This is a genomic window from Acidicapsa acidisoli (assembly GCF_025685625.1).
Classification (GTDB): Bacteria; Acidobacteriota; Terriglobia; order Terriglobales; family Acidobacteriaceae; genus Acidicapsa; species Acidicapsa acidisoli.
In genome coordinates, this window is sequence record NZ_JAGSYI010000001.1 from 2,481,116 (window position 1) to 2,500,040 (window position 18,925).

Below are 18,925 nucleotides of genomic sequence, written 5' to 3' on the forward strand. Positions count from 1 at the left end.
GCGGTATTCCGCTTGCGTGGTTCGATGGCTTGCTCGTTCAACCGTGACCGCCGGTAAGGGCGCTCCCGGCAGGCAATCGTCCCGTCAGACCGCGACCGGTCACGTTTTTGGGCAATCCCATCAGCTTATTGGACGATTGTATCTCGCAAAAGGTTCGGATGGAGCAAAACGCTACACAGGTTGGATGTGGGGCATATTTTGGCAGGATTTGGAGAGATGGCCACTGGCTGTTTGGAAGGTGAATGAAGTGGAGCCCGGTTCGGCGGAGATAAGACTGCGCGTCGCATGGCGTTCGCAGTCTTATCTGCTTCTAAGTGGTTGTTTTCCGGGACTTAGTGGCGGAAGTGACGGATTCCTGTGAAGACCATGGCGACACCAAGGCGGTCGGCGGCTGCGATGACGTCGGCGTCTTTTACCGAGCCTCCGGGTTGGATGACGGCAGTTGCGCCGGCCTGAACGACGGTTTCGAGGCCGTCCGGAAATGGGAAAAATGCGTCGGAGGCGGCCACGCAACCCGCCAGAGGAAGGACAGCCTTCATGGCTCCGAAGCGCGCGGCGTCGACGCGGCTCATTTGCCCTGCTCCGACGCCGATGCTCTGGCCGTCTTTGGCGTAGACGATGGCGTTGGATTTGACGTGCTTGCAGATGCGCCAGGCGAAGAGCAGGCTGGCCAGCTCCTCGGGGGTGGGTTGGCGGCTGGTGACGATCTTGAGGTCCGCGGCGGTGATTTGGCCGGAGTCGGCGTCCTGCAGGAGCATGCCGCCGGAGACCTGTTTGGCGACAGGCTGGGGCTTGGCCGGTTTGACTTCGACGAGACGGAGATTTTTCTTGGCGGCGAAGATGGCTTGTGCTTCGGGGGTGAAGGACGGCGCGGCGATGGCTTCGACGAAGAGCTTGGCAATTGCGGCGGCTGCGGCAGCGTCGACCTCGCGGTTGATGCCTATTACGCCTCCGAAGGCGGAGACGGGATCGGCGGCAAGGGCTTTTTCGTAGGCTTCGAGGACGGTTGCGCCAGTCGCAGCGCCGCAGGGGTTGGTGTGCTTGATGATGACGACGGCTGTTTCTGGGAACCCGGCAAATTCTTCGGTGAGCGCCCAGCAGGCATCGAGGTCGACGAGGTTGTTGTAGCTTAGCTCTTTGCCTTGAAGCTGCCGTGCGTTGGCGATGCCGAGGCCGGAGCCGTCGGCGTAGAGGGCGGCGCGCTGGTGCGGGTTTTCGCCGTAGCGCAGGGACGCGACCTGGGGCAGGTTGATTCGGAGGGTCGAGGGGAGGGGACCGGTCGCGAAGATGGCGGGGGATTCGGGTTCGGGAGCTTCAGCAATTGTGTCGAGTGCGTTGGCGATGGCGGTGTCGTAGGCGGCTGTTGTGGCGAAGGCTTTCTTCGCCAGATTCCAGCGCGTAGCGCGGCTCAGTCTGCCCTGGTTCATCTGCAACTCGTCGGCGATAGCGGTGTAATCTGCGGCGAGGGTGACGATGGCCACGTCTTCGAAGTTCTTGGCGGCGGAGCGGACCATGGATGGGCCGCCGATGTCGATGTTTTCAATCAGATGGCCGAAGGCTACGCCGGGCTGGGCGGCGGTTTTCTCGAAGGCGTAGAGGTTGACGACGACCATGTCGATGGGCAGGATGCCATGCTCGGCGACGGCGGCTTCGTGTTCGGCTTTGCCCCGGATGTAGAGCAGGCCGCCGTGGACGCGAGGATGCAGGGTTTTGACGCGACCGTCGAGCATTTCGGGGAAGCCGGTGAGTTCGCTGATGTCCTTTACGGCCAGGCCGGCGTCGCGGAGGGTGCGGGCGGTGCCGCCGGTGGAAACGAGTTCTACGCCGAAGCTGGCGAGGGCCTGAGCGAAGTCGACGAGGCCGGTTTTGTCGGTAACGCTGAGGAGTGCGCGGCGGATTTGCTTCAATTCGGTGTTAGCAGACAAGGCTGATGCTCTCTTACTCGAGATTTGTGCCGGCTGCAGTTACTCAGCCATCTTCCTAAGTCGAGGGCGAATGCGGGCAGCGCACTCTTCAGGTTACATCGAGTGGCAGGCGGGTCGAAGAATGCGATTTCTGGAATTCCCAGGTCACATTGCCAGCGCGCCCTAAGCCAACTAGAGTAGTTCTATGGGAAGTTATCCCCCTTCTTCTGGCTTTTCGACCCACTCGCCCGAGATTTTGCCGCCCGAGGGGAAGGACGACGCTGCGCAGCAAGAGGAATTGCGCGCAGTTCGCGAACGGTTGCCGGGGCAGCGTTCGCAGGCCGGACCGCGCTCGTGGGCTTACGCGCCTGCGACTTACCTGCTGGTCGGGATCAACTGCCTGGTCTATCTGGGGATGGTCTTTTCCCACGTATCGTTTGCCAATCCTACGGTAGAGGATCTGGTGCGCTGGGGGGCGAATAATTCTACTGCGGTCTTGTATTACGGCGAGTGGTGGCGAGTTGTCACTGCGATGTTCGTTCACGTCGGGATTTTGCATCTGGCGACAAATATGTGGTGTCTTTGGAATCTGGGATTGCTAGGCGAACCGCTGATTGGACCTTTTGGGGTGTTTGCCGCGTATCTCTTATCGGGGGCTGCGGGGAATTTGCTTTCCGTTGGGTGGAACGCGCTTCGTCATCATGATTCGGTTGGCGCGGGTGCTTCGGGCGCGGTTTTTGGGATTGCCGGGGTGTTGATCGTGCTGCTGAAATCGCCAAGGCTGCCGATTCCGCCGAAAGAACTGAGCGGATTGCGGCGATACGTGATTTACTTTGCTGCTATTAACTTCGTGATTGGCTTCGGAAGTATGGCGGTGGGCTCGATTGTGCGGATTGATAATATGGCGCATCTGGGCGGATTCCTGGGCGGAATCATCTTTGCGCTGCCGCTGGTGCCGATGCTGGGTTCGCCGAAGCGGTTGTTTCTGGTGCGCCGACGCCTGGCGGTTGGGCTACTGAGCGCGGTGCTGGTTTTCTTCGGGTTCTATCTCAGCTCGGTGTTTCCGGGGTCGGCGTGGCCGATACGATAATCTAGCCAACAAATCTAACGCACTGCTGTCGCCGCGAATTTTTTAACCATCGCGAGGAGTAGTTTTCGGTCGCTTTCATTGAGATTCGTCGAGTATCGACGAATCTGGGTGAGGAAACGCAACTCTTCGTCGGAGAGCTTGGTGGTGTTTAGTTCCCGATTGAGCGAATCCTCGGCAAAGAACTGTGCGATGGGTAGGTCGAGCGCTTGGGCGATCTTGGAAAGCGTGTCGAGTGACGGGATGGTGTGGCCGTTTTCCACCCGCGAGAGATAGCAGCGCAGCAGGCCCGTTTTTTTCTCAATATCCCCTTGTGACAGGCCTTTTTGCAAACGATGGCCGCGAATCGTGGTCCCGATTTTCATCATTTGAAGCCCCAAATCCCATTCTCCGGAGAACGAAGTCTCACGGTCGCAACTGGTGAGGTGTTGCTTCAATAGTTAACATGGGCCGATGGCGAAAGCAAGAGCTTTCTGGTGGCTTTATAGGGACTTTCGCATGTAGATGATCCCGTTTAGGGAAGGGCCACTGTATGGCGGGCATTCGACGAATCCGAATTGCAGGTAAAGCCGGTGCGCGGCGGCCATAACATCGGGGGCGGTGTCGAGGAGGATGGCTGATTTTCCGTTGGCGCGGGCGCGATCGAGCACGGCCTGAATCAGAGAACGGCCAATGCCGGAACCACGTGCTTCAGGGCGAATCCAGAGACGCTTCAGTTCCCAGGAGGACGCGAGTTCCGGGGCGGCGAGCGAACGCCACGCGACGAAGCCGACTGGTCGGCTGTGCGAGAACGCAACGATTGCGCCGCCGCCTCGATCGAGATAACTTTGTGGCAACTTCGCTGCCTCCTGTTCCAGAGTGCCGAAACAGAAGCTGGCGACGCTGGGGTGCGAGGCTACGAATCGCCCGTACTCGAGGAGCAGTTCTTGCGTGGCGGCCAGGATTGTGGCGGAGGAGTTAGCTGTGAGTTCGTGAAGAAAGTCTTGCGGCACGCTGTGAGAGCCGGGCCGGCTGAGTAGGGCGGATTGGGCATTCGGAGCGGACATTTTGCGGGCTACGGCACACTCGGAGTGGAGAGGGGATGGGCTGTCAGCACGTAAACCTTATTCTGCGCCAGCACGTCAGACGAATGCAAGCAGCTAAGAAAGCCGGAGTGTGGATTGGATGAATCAAACATTTGCGACCATGGGCTACGATCATCGGCTCGGATCGAGAGGATTGTGATGCTCGGAACGACGTTCGTGGAGATGTGGGGCGAAGGGCAGCCATGCAAATGCGATTGATTCGTCGAGTAGTTTCCGTCTGCCTTGCGGCAGGATCGGTAACGGGGATGGCGCAGCAAGCCGCGGCGCAGACGGCGGCGCCGTCAACGCCGAGTGTTGCGACGCCATCGGTGCCATCCGCGCCTGTTGCGGTGACAGCGGCGGGAGGCACGCTGCATGGGGTGATCAAGTCGGGGAATATTCCTCTGCCGGGCGTTGCGGTGACTGCGACCAATACTTTGACAGGCAAGAAATTCGCAACGACCACGGATATTACCGGCGCGTGGTCGATGACGATTCCGCAGAATGGACGGTATGTGGTTCGGACGGAGTTTGCGGCATTTGCTCCGAGCTCACATGAGGCGCTGTTGAATGCCAACTCGCATGACCAGGCGGTGAATTTTGATCTTGCTCTGGCGTCGCGGGCGGCGCAGCAGGATGCGCGTGAGGCACAGCAGGGACAGACTCAGCAGATTGCGCAGGCGATTCGGCAACTGGGCGCGAATGGAGCCGAGAGCCTGAACCTGATCAACTCGATGGCCGCCGGGACGGATGCGGCGGAGGGCGGAACGAGCGCTGCGGGAGTGGCGCTGCCGGGTGCGGCGGGAAGCGCGAGCTTCAGTGCGGATTCGGTGGCGGTGAACGGGCAGTCGGGCCAGGTGAATCCACTTGCGGGCGTGGATGTGGACCGGCTTCGCGATGCGCTTGAGACGGCCCGGGCGCAGGGAGGGCTTGGCGGTGGACTCTTAGGTGGCGGCGGCTTTGGCGGTGGTGGCGGTGGATTTGGCGGTGGGGGTGGCGGATTTTTTGGCGGACGAGGGAATTTTCGCGGGTTTCGCGCGGATCAGCCGCATGGAGCGATTTACTGGAATGGCAGCAATTCGGGGCTGAATGCGGAACCGTATGCCTTGCGCGGACAGCAGGCCGATCAGCCGACGTATGGCTCGAATCAGTTCGGGTTGACGTTCATGGGCCAGCCGTTCATTCCGAAGGTCACCAAAGCGAGCGGGAAGGATACGATATTTCTCAACTTCTCGGGCACGCGGTCTTCGACGCCTTTCGATCAGTATGCGGTGGTGCCGACGGTGGCGGAACGGGGCTCGTGCGCGAATACGATTCTGGCAACGCAGTCGGCGGCGTGCAACCTGCTTACATTCTTTCCGATGCCGAACCTGGCGCAGAATGATGGGACTTATAACTACTACTACGCGTCAACGGCGCAATCGAATACGACTCAGGGTGGATTTCGCTATATGCGTGCGATTGGGCCGAATGCATCGCTGCCGACTGGCGGCGGGCGCGGCGGTGGCGGACGTCGCCAATCGCAGAACCAGGGTTTGCGGCAGAGCGTGAACGCCAATTTTAACTACAGCGACTCGGCCTCGGATAACCTGAACCTCTTTCCGGAACTGGGTGGTAAGACGGCTACTCATAACTATTCCTTGCAGACCGGTTACTCGCTGGGTTACCACAGATTTAATAACAACCTGACGGGCGGATGGAATCGCACCGTTGGTCAGGTGACGAATTTCTTCACCGACAGGCAGGATATCGCTACGCAAATTGGCGTTCTGGGGCCGGATGGAGCGCCGCTTAGCACCAGCCCTCTGAATTATGGCGTTCCGGATGTGGTGTTCAGTGGGACTACGGGGTTAAATGAGCAGCAGCCCAGCTTTCGCCTGCAGCAGACTATTTCGGCCTCAGATGTGCTGAGTTATGGGCATGGCAAGCATAACTTCCGGTTTGGCGGCGATTATCGGCGGGTGCATCAGGATATTCTGGGCAGTTCGAATGCTACCGGGACATTCGATTTTACGGGGGATACACCCGAAGAGGCTATTGCGAATCTGGCGAATGATCAACCGGCGGGAAGCTCAATACAGGCTTCGCTTTCGAAGAGCTACCTGCGTCAGAATGTCTGGGATTTGTATGCGCAGGATGACTTTCGCGCTTTCTCGTATCTGACTTTGAATTACGGCATTCGCTATGAGTATTTCTCGCCATACGCGGAGAAGTACAACCATCTGGGGGAACTGGCGACGGATAGCGGATTTACCCAGGTGGCGACAGTCTATCCAGGATGTACGGGGACTTTCTGCGGAACGGTGCCGAGGACGATGGTTTTCCCCTTCCGCACCGGGTTTGCTCCGAGGGTAGGAGTGGCGCTCCGGCTGCCTAAGTCGACGGTGGTGCGTGCGGGTTACGCGATCAACTTCACCAATGGACAGTACTCGACGTTTGCTACTGCGCTGATTCACCAGCCGCCGTATGCGAATGTGCAGACGAATACAAATCCTGCTGACATTACTTTAGAAAATGGCTTCCGGACGCCGGAGGCGAGTCAACCGCCTAACTACTCGGTTGAGCCGCATTACTCGCTGCCTTATGTGCAGGTCTGGAATGTCGATGTACAGAAGACCTTTGGGATGGGTGTTGTGCTGAATGTCGGGTACAACGGATCGATGGGTACGAATCTGGATGTTACAAGCGCTCCGCTTCCTACGGGGCAGGCGAACCCGTTCGGACTTACGAATGTGCTCTTCAAGTACGAACAGTCGTCGGCGTTCTCCAGGTTCAACGACGGTACGGTACGGTTGCGCAAGCGCTTGTCGAAGGGCGTTTCGCTGGGGGCGTATTACCAGTATTCGCACTCGATCGACGATGCGGGATCGCTGGGCGGCACGTCGACGGTGGTGGCGCAGAACTGGCAGGATCTGGCGGCGGAAGAGGGGAATTCGAGCATCGATCAACGGCATCGACTTACCGGCGACTATCTGTTTGAGCTGCCGTTTGGCAAGGACAAGGCTTTCCTGACGGGCGGGGGCGTGGCGTCGAAGATACTGGAGGGGCTTTCGATCTCCGGGACGTTTACGTTTGCTACCGGGACGCCATTGACGCCGAGTTATCAGGCTTCCGCAACGGAGATTTTGAGCAACACGGCAGGGTCGGAGAGGCCGAATCTTGTGCCTGGTCAGTCGCTGACGGCCGGCGGAGGCTCGGTGCTGAAGTGGTTCAATACCAGCGCTTACAGTGCCCTCGCTCCAACGAACGGGATCGGAAATGCGTCCCGTAATTCTATCCCGGGGCCGGGAACTATTTCGAATGCCATGTCGCTCTCGAAGACGGAGCAGTTGGGTGATACGAGGAGCTTTGAGATTCGGGCGACGGCAAACAATGTCTTCAATACTGTGCAGTATTCGGGCGTGGATACCAATGTGCAGTCTGCCACGTTTGGCCAGGTAACTTCGACTGCTCTGATGCGGGCGTTCACTTTTAAAGCCCAGTTCCGGTTCTAAGTGCTGAAGGGTGACTTCAAAAATAGTGTGACTTACTTGGAATGGGAAGGAATATCGTGATTCAGCAGGTACAACGCGTTTCCGCTTTGGGGCTGGCACTGTTGCTGGCGATGCCTGTGTCTGCGCAACAGAGCGCTAATCAGGACACCGGCTTTGTTTTGAGGGCTGAGTCGGACCTTGTTCTGACCAATGTTGTTGTTCGGGATGCGAAGACAGGCGAGGTTGTGAAGGGGTTGAAGCAGAGCGACTTCACTATTTTGGAGAATGGCAAGCCGCAGCAAATTTCAGATTTTGATTTTGAGAGCGTGGATGTGGCCAAGCCGCTGAATGAGGCTACGATCAGCGGGCTGGCCTCTTCGGTCAATGGCAAGACTGCGACGAGTGGGGTTAGGCCGGAGGATCTGAAGGATCATCGGCTGATCGTGTTTTTCTTCGATCTGACTTCGATGCAGCCGGAGGATCTGGATCGCAGTGTGGATGCGGCGCGGGAGTTTTTGAAGCATAAGATGCAGCCTGCGGATCTGGTGGCGTTGGTGTCGCTGGATACCGGATTGAAGGTCGATCAGGACTTTACTTCGGACAAGGATCTGCTGGCGAGCGAGATCGGGATGTACAACGGGACCGAGGGCGCAGCGTTTGCGCAGGGCGCGAATGCTAACTCGAATCAAGTCGAGGACGCGAGCGGTTACACCGCGGATGAGTCGGAATATAACGATATCAATACAGATCGTGAGTTATATGCGCTGCGGGCTATCTCGAAGTCGCTGGAGAGGATCAACCAGAAGAAATCGCTGCTGTATTTCTCGGGCGGGCTGTCGCGGGACGGGATCGAGAATCAGGCGGCGCTGCGGTCGACGATCAATGCGGCGGTGCGGGCGAATCTGGCGATTTATAGCCTGGATACGCGGGGATTGCAGGCGGTTACGATAGGGGATGCGTCCACTGGGAGCTTGCGCGGGACGAGTGCGTATAACGGCGCGGGGCTTCAGAATAGCTTCAATGCCAACTTTGCTTCGCAGGAGACGCTGACGTCGCTGTCAGTAGATACGGGCGGTAAGGCATTTCTGGATAACAATGATTTTGCACCGGCCTTTGCGCAGATACAGAAGGACAGCTCGGCCTATTATGTGATTGGATTCCATTCGACGAACCCTGCGCGGGATGGGAAGTTTCGCAAGTTGACGGTGCGGGTGACTCGGCCAGGGGTGAAGCTGGAGTACCGGCCTGGGTATTATGCTCCGGCGGATTTCAAGCACTCTGGCAAAGAAGACAGGGAGCGCGAGCTGGAGGATGAGTTAGCCAGCGATTTGCCGGCTACGGACGTGGCGCTGTATCTGGATGCTTATTACTTCCGGCTGGATGAGAACCGGTTCTATGTGCCTGTTTCGCTGATTGTGCCGGGTTCCCAGATACCGTTTGTGAAGGGCGGAGATAAGGACAAGGCGACGCTGGATGTGATTGGAGAAGTGATCGACGAGGCGAAGCGGCCGATTGGGCATGTCCGCGAGACGGTGAAGCTTTCGGTGGATGAGAATCAGCAGGTGCGGCAGAAGAATATTCAGTACTCGACGAATTTCAGCCTGCCGCCTGGCAAGTATCACCTAAAGTTTGTCGTGCGCGAAAACGAGAGCGGACATATGGGCTCGTTTGAGACAGATATTACTTTGCCGGATATGAAGAAGACCCCGCTGAAGCTTAGTTCGATTTTGCTGGCGTCGCAGCGGGTGCCGACCAAGGCGAGCAATCCGCTGGTGCATGATGGTCAACAGTATGTGCCGAATATCAGCCATGTTTTCCGGCAGGGGCAGCATCTGTATCTGCTGTATGAGGTGTATAGTCCGGCGAAGGTGAAACCCGCAGTGGATGCTTCGACGGGGGCGGCGACGAAGGTGGTCAAGGGCAGCATAGATCTTATGAGCAGTCTGGAGCTGATTCAGGGTTCGACGAAGGTATTTGAGACGCCGGTGGTGCAGGCTACGGCGCTCAACGTGGCGGGGCGCGACGCGGTTGCCGTGCAACTGGATGTGCCGCTGGATAAGTTGAAGGCTGGCTCGTATATTGGCCAGTTGAATGTGGTGGATGATGCGGGCGGGAGCTTCGCTTTCCCGCGGTTTGCAGTGTTGGTGCGGGAGGATCAGGTAGCGCCTGCTGGGGGCCCGGTGGCGGGTCAGGTTACTGCTCCGGCGCAGAAATAGCCGCCTGCCGATGGATTATTCCGCGGGGTCTGGTTCTTTCTTGAAGCCGTAGGGGCAGTGACGGCAGCCGGATTGGCAGCACCATCCGCGGCGCAGGTGATAGGCCTCGGTGAAGACGATGTATGGGCCGTCGAAGTAGAACTCACCGGGCTCTGGGGTGGGAGCGATGCGGGTCTCGGGCTTTGGGGATTGCGCGGCCATGCTACTATTTTCGCCGATGGCGGGTTAGCTAGTTAGCGGGTTAGCTGGTTTGGTGGGGATTCCGGGCTAATGTTACTTGTTTGGTTAGTGCGGTTTTGTGGCTGAGGCCAGGGCCTGGTTGGGGTGAGCCATCATCCATTGCTGGGCGTGCTGGATCTGGGGTAATTGCGGGTCGGCGGTCTTCCAGGCGGTCAGGAATTCGTTGTAGGCGGCGGAAGTTTTGGCGGTGTCGCCGGATTGCTCTGCCAGAACCGCCAGGCCGTAGAGCGGGAAGCCGGATTTGGGGCGGTCTTCAAGGGCTTGCTTCCAGGCTTTTTCTGCTTCGGCATTCTGCTTGGCTGCGGTGAGGAATTCGGCTTCCTGCTCGGCTACCGGCTGGATGAAGGCTGGCGGCTCGCGGTAGCCGAGGTCCTGCTCTTCGCGGCGGGCTTGTTCGAAGAGGGCTTTGGCTTCTGGGATCTTTGCGGTGTCGATGAGGATCGAAGCGCGGAGTTCGAGCGACAGGATGGAGAGGTTCTTGAGCATGGTGGGCAGGCTCGGGTCTGTCGGCTGCGGCTGATTGGCCGGAGTTGCGGTCTCTTTCGGTTTGATCTTTTCTGCGGCCGCTTCCTGATCGACTTGTTTGGAGACTCGCCAGAGCTGGGCGTCGAGTTCGGTGGAGTGTTTCTGCGCCGATTCGAGGTCTTTCCGGGTTACGGATTGCATGCCTTGGGCAAATTCGGTAAGGGATGTGGCGAGGAGTTGCAGGTTTGGCAGCGTGGCCGGGGGCTTTGCGGTTGCCAGGAGAGACTCGACGTGGGACCAGTCGCCGGTGCGAAGGGCGATGGGCAGCAGGGGATTGAGGCGCGTGATGGAGTCGCGGGTGGACCAGGGATAGAGCGTCGAGGCGCGGGCTCCGCGGGCGTCGATGAGCTTCTCGGAGACGTGTGCGGCGTCGGTCATGCGGCCCTGTTCGAGCAGGTTGGCGATGGAGTACATGAGGTTGTGGACGTAGTTCCAGTCGTCGTCGGCGGCGACGTGCTGAGTCTTCATGTAGGTTTCGTCGACGGTGGTGGAGAGGTCGAAGGAGACCTGGGCGCGGGCGTAGTTGCCGGTGCGGAAGAAGATGTGGCCGGGCATGTGGGTCATGTGGCCGGAGTTGGGTGCGAGATCGGCGAGAACGTCGGCGGAGTGCAGCGCCTGCTCGGGATGAGGGCTGGCTTCGACGGCGTGAATCCAGAGGTGGTTGGCGGCGGAGTCGTCGGGCTTTTCTTTCAGGATGGCTTGCAGGATCGTGATCATTTCGGCGGTGCCGGGGCGGGCTTTGCCGGTGTCGCGGTCGTAGCCGTCCTGGAGGGCTTCGGCGAGGAGCAGGCGGGCAGTGAGGTCTTTGGGGTATCTGTGGACGAGCTGGCGCAGGATTGCTTTGGAACGATCTTTGCTGCCGTCTTCTGAGCCGGATTCGGCCTGAGCTGCATCAATGTACGTCTTTTCGCGTTTGTCGGCGTGATTGCGGAGGGCGATGGCTTTGGTTAGCTCGTCGTGGGCGTAGCCTGCTACCTCTTTGTTGTGGATGCCGAGGGATTCTGAGAGCGCCCAGTGGCAGATGGCGCAGCTGGGGTCGGTGCGGATGGCTTGTTCGAAGGCGCGGTTGGCTTCGTAGTCCCAGAAATCGAAGACAAGATTGATGCCCTGATCAAACCATGCCTGGGTTTCCGGGTTTTTGGAGCTGATGGGGAAGTGCAGGTTGCCGATGCCGGTAAGCTTTTGCGGGACGGGGAGTTTTTCTGGCGCAACCATGTCGGATTGGGTCGGCATCGCGTGGCAGGCGGGCATCTGCATCTGGGCGGGCGAGGCTGCGCTGCGACAGACGATGAGCGCCAGAGCGGCGAGTGGAACGGTGAGTAGTGCTGTGGGGTTTGCGGAAGCGCGCAACGTGTTCTCCTGAGCAGGGTTCGCTTGCGAAAGTTTATATCGTTCGGGTCGCGACGCGTTGAGTCCTGACCACGGGTAGGCCTGTGCAAACGGCGGAACGAAGTCAGTTGCTGTTCTTCTTCGGCTTGAAATTACACGCCGAAGTCTTCAGAGATACAATTGTCGCGTAGCCGCTCACCTCAACCGGAGGATTCAATTCGTGAAACAACCTACTTCCGCCGATCGTCGCAAGTTCCTCAAAACAGGCGGCGCTGTTGCCGCGGGTATCCTTGCTAGCGGCGCCATGCCAGCGCGGGCTTCCGTCACGACGTTGCCTGCTTTGCCAGTAAACGCACGGACGCAGGCAGAGATGCCGACCCGCAACCTAGGCAAGACCGGATACAAAGTTGGTATTTTCAGCCTGGGCGGGCAGGCGGCGCTGGAACGGGCTAATAATTTCGATATTGCGGTGCCGATTATTGAGCGGGCGCTTGATCTCGGCGTGAATTACCTCGATACTTCGTCAATTTATGGTGGCCCGGAGCGCTGGAGTGAGCAGTATGTGGGCCAGGTGATGAAGACGCGGCGTCAAGAGGCGTTTGTCGCGACCAAGACCAAGGAGCGGACGCGCGATGGCTCGATGCGCATGATCGAAAAGTCACTGAAGCTGCTCAATACGGATCATGTGGATCTATGGCAGTTGCATGATGTGGGTCTACCGGAGGATGTGGACGCGATCTTTGCCAAGGGCGGCGCGATGGAAGCGCTGATTGAGATGCACGACCAGAAGGTTGTGCGCTTTCTCGGTGTGACGGGGCACTATCGGCCTGAGGCGCTGATGGATGCGGTGAATCGTTACCCCTTCGACACGATTCTAATGGCTATGAACGCTGCGGATGCGCATATTCACAGTTTTACGGATCAACTGCTGCCGCTGGTGGTGGAAAAGCAGATGGGCATTATCGGGATGAAGGTTCCGGCGCGGGGAAGGCTGCTGTCGTCGTGGACTCCACCGTCGCTTGAGCAGCAGCAGCACTCGTGGGAGGGATCGGCGATTGCGACCAGTCCTGGGGTGATGAAGATGCGCGACGCGATGCACTTCACGCTGACGCATCCGGTGAGCACGGTGATTATCGGGTGCGACAACATTGCACAGCTCGAAGAGAATGTGCAGATTGCGCGGGAGTTTACGCCGCTTTCGCAGAAGCAGATGGCGGCACTCAACGAGCTTGCGGCTCCGGTCGCGAAGCAATCGTTGTTCTTCCGCTTTACCGATCGGAGCAGGGGTTAACGCAGGATGCCGGATGAGGTTGCGATAGCTAGTCTCGAATCGAAAAAACAGGCGCTGTACGCGAATCTGCGGAGTGCGGGACGGCTGATGGTCGCCTACTCTGGCGGAACGGACTCGGCGTATCTGGCGTATGCCGCGCACCAGGTGCTGGGCGCGGAGATGCTTGCGGTGATCGCGGATTCTCCGAGTCTGTCGCGGGCGCATCTGCGGGACGCCGTGGATTTTGCCAAGAGCCAGGGTATTCCGCTGCGGGTGATTGACACGCATGAGCTGGAGGATGTGGAGTATGTGCGCAATGACAGCTCGCGCTGCTTTCACTGTAAGGATGAGCTATTCAAGGTAATGTCCGAAACGGGCGGACCGTTGCAGTTTACGGCCGTGGCTTATGGCATGAATGCGGACGACCGCGGAGATTTTCGACCGGGACAGAAGGCTGCGGCGAATCACAAGGTTCTTGCTCCGTTGGCCGAGGTTGGGCTCACCAAGGAAGAGATACGCACGTTGGCTCGCGAGGCTGGGCTGCGCGTATGGGACAAGCCGGCGTCGGCTTGCCTTTCTTCGCGCATCGCTTATGGATTGCCGGTGACGCGGGAGACGCTTGAATCCATTGAAAAAGGCGAAGAGGTGCTGTTTTCGATGGGATTCCGGCAGTTTCGCGTGCGACATCATGGGGAACTGGTGCGGATTGAAATTGCTCGCGAAGAACTGGCGCGAATGCTTTCGCTCGCGATGTTTGAACAGGCGAGCGCGGCGCTCAAGCGGCTGGGATACAAATATGTGACCCTGGATCTCGAAGGTTATCGATCGGGTTCGATGAATGCGCTGCTGCCGATTTCGGAGATTGGGTTGATTGGCGCAAAGCCTTCTACTACAAGTGATGGTGTGAATTGAAAATAGCTTATCTGGATTGCTTCTCTGGTATCAGCGGGGATATGTTTCTGGCAGCGCTCGTGGATGCCGGGGTCCCGTTCTCCGTGTTGCAGGATGCGGTTTCCGGGCTTGGGCTTGAGGCTCGGCTAGAGCTGCGCCGGGTGGAGCGCAGCGGGATTGACTCGGCCAAAGTGGATGTCGTCACGCTGCAGGGCGAGATTGCGGAGACGGCTCACGCGGGTCACCACGACCATGGGCATTCGCATGGACACGATCATTCGCATTCGCACGAGGATGGCCATGCGCATGATCATCATCATGATCACGGGCACGACACGCCTCATGAACATGCTCACGTACATGGGCGCTCTCTGCCGGCGATTCAGGAGATTATTCGCAACTCACCCTTGCCGGTGGAGGTGCAGGCGACTGCGCTGCGAGCTTTTCTGTTGCTTGGCCATGCGGAAGCGAAGATACATAACGTGCCGGTCGAGAGCATTCACTTTCACGAGGTGGGTGCTGTGGATGCGATTGCGGATATCGCCGCTGTCTCCGCCGGTTGCCATTGGCTGAGCACAGAACGCGGCGTAGAGCGCTGGATATGTTCTCCGCTCAATGTTGGCGGCGGCCATGTGCATTGCGCGCACGGGACATTTCCGGTTCCTGCGCCTGCGACGCTTGAATTGCTGCGCGATCTACCGGTCTATTCTTCTGGTCCCAAGAAGGAGCTGGTCACGCCTACGGGAGCAGCGCTGCTGCGGGCGCTGGATGTGACTTCTTCGGAGTTTCCGGCGATGAAGGTGCTTGCAACCGGATATGGCGCGGGATCTCGCGATCTGCCTGGCAAGCCGAATGTTCTGAGGCTTGTTATCGGAGAAGCTTCGGTGCCGGCGGCCTCGCAGCAGCAAGGCCATGCAGGAATTGAGGAGCGCGTTGGCATTATCGAGACGACGATTGATGACGCCACGCCGGAGCTGCTGTCGTATGTTGCGGACCGGCTGCTGGCTGCGGGCGCGGCGGATGTGTATCGGACGCCCATTCAGATGAAGAAGGGGCGTACCGGGATGCAGTTGACGATTCTCTGTTCGCCGGACAAGGCTGGGGCTTTGCAACAGATGGTCTTTGCCGAGACGACGACGCTTGGGCTTCGCTACCGGGAAGAGCAGAAGATTGTTTTGTCGCGAAGCTTTGCTTCGGTCGATACGGAGTGGGGCGCGGTGAGGATCAAGATCGGGATGCTGGGGGATGGCGAGGTTGTGAACTATGCGCCGGAGTTTGAAGATTGCCGCCGGATTGCAGAGGAGCATGGCGTGCCTTTGAAACAGGTGATGCAGGCGGCGGCGACCGCGTATCTGCTGAAGGAAGCGACCGCGTGAACCGGGACCAGTTGCGTGAGTTGATGGAAGCGGTGCAGGGCGGCGAGATTTCGCCGGATGCTGCGTGCGACCGGTTGAAGAATCTCCCCTTTGAAGACCTTGGATTTGCCAAGGTGGACCATCACCGCTCCGTGCGCACGGGGATGCCCGAGGTGATCTATAGCAAGGGCAAGACCTCGGAACAGGTAGCGGGGATTTTTGCGAGTCTCGCGGCTTCGGGAGTGAATGTTCTGGCGACGCGCGCGAGCCGCGGCCAGTTTGACGCGGTGCGGCTGGTTGAGCCGCGAGCGGTCTTTCATGAGGCTGCCGGATGCATCACGCTTCAGCAGCAGGCGCTGCCGGTGCGTACGGGCCGGGTGGGTATTGTCTGCGCTGGAACGAGCGATCTGCCAGTGGCCGAAGAGGCTCGCGTGACCGCGGAGCTGATGGGCAACGATGTGGACATGGTGGTGGATGTCGGCGTTGCCGGGTTGCACCGATTGCTTTCGCAACACATGCGGCTGCAGGAGGCTACGGTGCTGATTGTGTGCGCGGGAATGGAGGGCGCGCTACCCTCGGTGGTGGGCGGTTTGGTTGGAGCGCCGGTGATAGCGGTGCCGACGAGCGTTGGGTATGGCGCGTCGTTTGGGGGCGTAGCTGCGCTGCTGGGGATGCTGAATTCGTGCTCGCCGAATGTTACGGTTGTGAATATCGATAATGGATTTGGGGCGGCGTACGTCGCGACGCTGATTAATCGAGTTGACCGCGTGAAGTGATGGCCTCACCTGAAAACCGAGTCGATAAAGAAGATCTACTTTGATGTCAGTGCAACCGCATGTGATTGTCCTCGGATTGGGTGCGGCCGGCAGCAGCATTGCTGCGACGCTTGCGCGGCGGGGATTGCGAGTGACAGGCATTGAGCAGTTTTCGCCGCTGCATGAGCGCGGTTCGTCCCATGGCGATACGCGGATCTTTCGCCGCGTGCCGCATGAGGGCGCGGTCTATGTAGAGATGGCGACGGCCAGTTTTCATGGCTGGAATGCGTGGAATCGCCTGGCCGGCGAGAGCTTGCTTGTGGAGTGCGGCGGTATCGACGCGGGGCCGCCAGAGAGCAGGCTGGTTAAGGCAGCAGAAGAGCTGTGCGAACGATATGGCCAGCCCTTCGAGTTGCTGGATGGGGGCGCGTTCAATCGAAGGCATCCTCACTTTCGATTGCCTTCGGATTGGCGCGTGGTGTATCAGCGGTTGAGCGGGTTTGTCAGGCCTGATGCTACGCGTAGTTTTCTGCATAAAATGGCTCGCGACGCCGGCGCGAGGCTGATGCATGGCACGGCTGTGCTGCGGATTGAATACGCGGCGAATGGAGTGCGAATTCGCACGCAGGACGAGACGCTGACTTGCGATTTTCTGGTGGTTGCGGCGGGGAGCTGGCTGCCAAAGCTGATGCCGGAGTTGCACCTTGAGCTTTCGACCGAGCGGCGAGTGCTTGCGTGGTTTCAACCTCGAATTGCCGAGGAAATGACAGGTAGCAGCTTTCCAATCTTCTGTCTGGATGCAGGCGGGGGCTGGTATGGGATGCCTACGCCCGATGGCAGGGTAAAGATTGGACACGATAAGCACCTGCGCCAGCGGATCGATCCGAATCTGGAGCCGATCTTGCCGGATTTGACGGACGCGGCGTTGCTTTCCGGTTGCGTCAGGGAGTATCTAGCCGGTTTCGACGAGCAACCCTGCGAGATGAAGCCTTGCATTTATACGCTGACCGAAGATCATCACTTTCTCATCGACCGGCATCCGGAACATGCGAATGTTCTGGTCTTCAGTTGCTGCTCGGGTCATGGGTTCAAGTATGCGCCGGTTTATGGGGAGATAGCTGCCAACCTCATTGAGGAAAAGCCGAGGATGGATCTGGAACTCTTCCGGTTGAATCGCGGACACGTTCCAGTGACGCGGTTCAGCTAGTGGGCTGATGCATCGGAAGACGGTGCGGATGGCTTCGTTGGCGAGTTTCGCCGCACTCTTAGATTGTCCAGCGCGTAGTCGACAAAGCGCGGTTCGAAATGCGGCGGTTGGTTCATGAACCGGCAGGTTGCAACTACCTGATCGACGATGAATCTGGGCTGAAATGCGGCGAGCTCCAGGCCTTTTTCATGGATGAGCTTGTGCACGATGATGTGGAATATCTCGTCAGGGAGGGTTATTCCCTGGCGCTCGCATTCTTTCTCGAAGATGCGACGGTATAGCTCCAGCGATGGTCCGCCGACCTCGATTTTATAGGGCAAACGGCGCAGGAAGGCAGGGTCCATCAGGTCTTCGGGTTCGAGGTTGGTGGAGAAGATCACCATCTCTTCGAAAGGGATGACGAAGCTCTTGCCGGTGTGCAGCTTCAGGTAGTCGACGCGGCTTTCCAATGGCACGATCCAGCGGTTGAGCAGGATGGTTGGAGTGACCATCTGGCGGCCGAAGTCGTCGATCAGGAAACAGCCCCCCAACGCCTTGACGTGCAATGGGGCTTCGTAGAAATTGGACGAGGTGTCGTAGCGGAGATCGAGCATCTCCAGCGTCAGTTCGCCGCCGGTGACGACAAATGGGCGGCGGCAGGGAACCCAGCGGGCGTCATATTCTTCGTTTCGAACGAAAGAGAGGAAGTTTTCGCGGCTTTCGGATGTGGTGACGAGCGGAAGATGGACGCTTGGGTCGTAGACGCGCATGATCTGGCCTTCGACGACCACCGCGTAGGGCACGTAGATGACGTCGTTGAAGACGCTGGCAAAGCTGAGTGCAACGGATGTCTTGCCGTTGCCGGGCGGACCGTAGAGGAGCATGGCGCGGCCGGAGTTCAAGGCCGGCCCGCTTTGTTCGACGATTTTGTCGTCAAAGGTGAGGTCGCCCATGGCTTTACGAATGCGCTCGTAGGTGATGACTTCGTTCGTGATCTTCTGCAGGTTGACCTGGAGGTTGAACTCTTCGATGGTCACGGGCGCGGGTCCCGCGTAGCGCAGCCGTTCGAGAGCATCGAGAACCCAGCGTTTGCCCACCTCGGTAAGCGCGTAGCTCATGTCGAGCGGGTTCGCGGATTCACGCGAGCCGAGCGCGTGGAGCAGTTGCCGGTCGGTGGCCATTTGCACCAGGTCGTGGACGATGTGATACGGGAGCTTGATGACGTCGATGAACTGACGCATGGTTCCCAGATGGCCGACGTAGATCTGCTTCATCAACAGGCTGAGGAGGTCAGTCGCTTCGATTTTTGTGGCGGCAATGTTTGCCGGCTCGGCGGGAATGCGGTGGAGAAAAGTCTCAAGCGCCTGCTGGGAGATGGCTCCGGTGGCGACGAGATGATCGCCGAGGCGGCCGCCGCGTTCTGTTTGAACTTCGAGGGCGTAGGCTACTTGCTCTGGCGTGACTAGCTTCGCCTGGATCAGCAGATCCCCCAACCGCAATCTTGTTTTGATGGCGCCCTCCCGGCGTAGCCTGATTGATCGCTGCTTTGTTCGTTCAGTGTAATTGCTGGGATGCGTCGCGCAAGCTGAGGGCTTGACTTAGATGGCCAAGTCCTTCGCGAATAGGAATG

Annotated in this window: 14 protein-coding genes; 8 read left to right on the forward strand and 6 right to left on the reverse strand. The window is 58.8% G+C overall.

Annotation, left to right across the window (positions count from 1 at the left end; all coding sequences use genetic code 11):
* Positions 1–332: 332 nt before the first annotated feature.
* The gene (purH, locus tag OHL23_RS09935) at positions 333–1,925 is read right to left on the reverse strand and encodes a bifunctional phosphoribosylaminoimidazolecarboxamide formyltransferase/IMP cyclohydrolase (RefSeq protein ID WP_263351624.1); all 1,593 of its coding nucleotides are present in this window, start codon (positions 1,923–1,925) and stop codon (positions 333–335) included.
* 184 nt (positions 1,926–2,109) lie between these two features.
* Here purH and OHL23_RS09940 point away from each other — a divergent pair, with 184 nt between their 5' ends.
* Positions 2,110–2,994, forward strand: a complete 885-nt coding sequence (locus OHL23_RS09940) for a rhomboid family intramembrane serine protease (RefSeq protein WP_263351625.1) — start codon at positions 2,110–2,112, stop codon at positions 2,992–2,994.
* 14 nt (positions 2,995–3,008) lie between these two features.
* On the opposite strand, the gene OHL23_RS09945 is transcribed toward OHL23_RS09940, so the two are convergent.
* Complete coding sequence (locus tag OHL23_RS09945; protein WP_263351763.1) at positions 3,009–3,356, reverse strand: helix-turn-helix domain-containing protein; 348 nt, start codon at positions 3,354–3,356, stop codon at positions 3,009–3,011.
* Between the two features lie 117 nt (positions 3,357–3,473).
* Positions 3,474–4,037 (reverse strand): GNAT family N-acetyltransferase, encoded by a 564-nt coding sequence (locus tag OHL23_RS09950; RefSeq protein WP_263351627.1) that lies wholly within the window; start codon positions 4,035–4,037, stop codon positions 3,474–3,476.
* A 227-nt stretch (positions 4,038–4,264) separates the two neighbouring features.
* Between OHL23_RS09950 and OHL23_RS09955 the strand changes: the two genes are divergently transcribed.
* Entirely contained in the window at positions 4,265–7,549 is a 3,285-nt protein-coding gene (locus OHL23_RS09955; RefSeq protein WP_263351628.1) for a TonB-dependent receptor, read from the forward strand.
* Positions 7,550–7,605: 56 nt separating this feature from the next.
* Positions 7,606–9,744, forward strand: a complete 2,139-nt coding sequence (locus OHL23_RS09960; RefSeq protein WP_263351629.1) for a VWA domain-containing protein — start codon at positions 7,606–7,608, stop codon at positions 9,742–9,744.
* Between the two features lie 15 nt (positions 9,745–9,759).
* Here the strand turns inward: OHL23_RS09960 and OHL23_RS09965 are convergent, their stop codons facing one another.
* Both OHL23_RS09965 and OHL23_RS09970 read right to left on the reverse strand, forming a co-directional pair.
* Entirely contained in the window at positions 9,760–9,945 is a 186-nt protein-coding gene (locus tag OHL23_RS09965) for a DUF5522 domain-containing protein (RefSeq protein ID WP_263351630.1), read from the reverse strand.
* An 84-nt stretch (positions 9,946–10,029) separates the two neighbouring features.
* Complete coding sequence (locus tag OHL23_RS09970; protein WP_263351631.1) at positions 10,030–11,859, reverse strand: tetratricopeptide repeat protein; 1,830 nt, start codon at positions 11,857–11,859, stop codon at positions 10,030–10,032.
* A gap of 199 nt (positions 11,860–12,058) precedes the next feature.
* Here OHL23_RS09970 and OHL23_RS09975 point away from each other — a divergent pair, with 199 nt between their 5' ends.
* From OHL23_RS09975 to solA, 5 genes are read left to right on the forward strand one after another with little or no spacing between them, the layout of a single operon-like run.
* Positions 12,059–13,129 (forward strand): aldo/keto reductase, encoded by a 1,071-nt coding sequence (locus tag OHL23_RS09975; protein ID WP_263351632.1) that lies wholly within the window; start codon positions 12,059–12,061, stop codon positions 13,127–13,129.
* Between the two features lie 6 nt (positions 13,130–13,135).
* Positions 13,136–14,020 (forward strand): ATP-dependent sacrificial sulfur transferase LarE, encoded by an 885-nt coding sequence (larE, locus tag OHL23_RS09980; RefSeq protein WP_263351634.1) that lies wholly within the window; start codon positions 13,136–13,138, stop codon positions 14,018–14,020.
* A complete protein-coding gene (gene larC / locus OHL23_RS09985; RefSeq protein ID WP_263351635.1) occupies positions 14,017–15,375 on the forward strand; it encodes a nickel pincer cofactor biosynthesis protein LarC in 1,359 nt (452 codons plus the stop codon). The genes larE and larC overlap by 4 nt, the downstream gene beginning before the upstream one ends.
* Positions 15,372–16,130 carry a nickel pincer cofactor biosynthesis protein LarB gene (larB, locus tag OHL23_RS09990; protein WP_263351636.1) on the forward strand — a complete coding sequence of 253 codons (759 nt, stop codon included), beginning with the start codon at positions 15,372–15,374 and terminating at the stop codon, positions 16,128–16,130. Before larC ends, larB begins: the two co-directional genes overlap by 4 nt.
* 43 nt (positions 16,131–16,173) lie before the next feature.
* Positions 16,174–17,316: an N-methyl-L-tryptophan oxidase gene (gene solA, locus OHL23_RS09995; protein ID WP_263351638.1), complete on the forward strand. Its 1,143-nt coding sequence runs from the start codon at positions 16,174–16,176 to the stop codon at positions 17,314–17,316.
* Here solA and OHL23_RS10000 read toward each other — a convergent pair.
* A complete protein-coding gene (locus OHL23_RS10000; protein WP_263351639.1) occupies positions 17,313–18,788 on the reverse strand; it encodes an ATP-binding protein in 1,476 nt (491 codons plus the stop codon). The two genes, solA and OHL23_RS10000, sit on opposite strands and share 4 nt — an antisense overlap.
* Between the last annotated feature and the right edge of the window lie 137 nt (positions 18,789–18,925).

Bases quoted from the DNA above. Each gene is read 5' to 3' on its own strand.
- OHL23_RS09965 (WP_263351630.1), bottom strand. From the start codon at position 9,945: ATGGCCGCGCAATCCCCAAAGCCCGAGACCCGCATCGCTCCCACCCCA.
- solA (WP_263351638.1), top strand. From the start codon at position 16,174: ATGTCAGTGCAACCGCATGTGATTGTCCTCGGATTGGGTGCGGCCGGC.
- larE (WP_263351634.1), top strand. From the start codon at position 13,136: ATGCCGGATGAGGTTGCGATAGCTAGTCTCGAATCGAAAAAACAGGCG.
- OHL23_RS09955 (WP_263351628.1), top strand. From the start codon at position 4,265: ATGCGATTGATTCGTCGAGTAGTTTCCGTCTGCCTTGCGGCAGGATCG.
- OHL23_RS09945 (WP_263351763.1), bottom strand. From the start codon at position 3,356: ATGAAAATCGGGACCACGATTCGCGGCCATCGTTTGCAAAAAGGCCTG.
- OHL23_RS09950 (WP_263351627.1), bottom strand. From the start codon at position 4,037: ATGTCCGCTCCGAATGCCCAATCCGCCCTACTCAGCCGGCCCGGCTCT.
- OHL23_RS09940 (WP_263351625.1), top strand. From the start codon at position 2,110: ATGGGAAGTTATCCCCCTTCTTCTGGCTTTTCGACCCACTCGCCCGAG.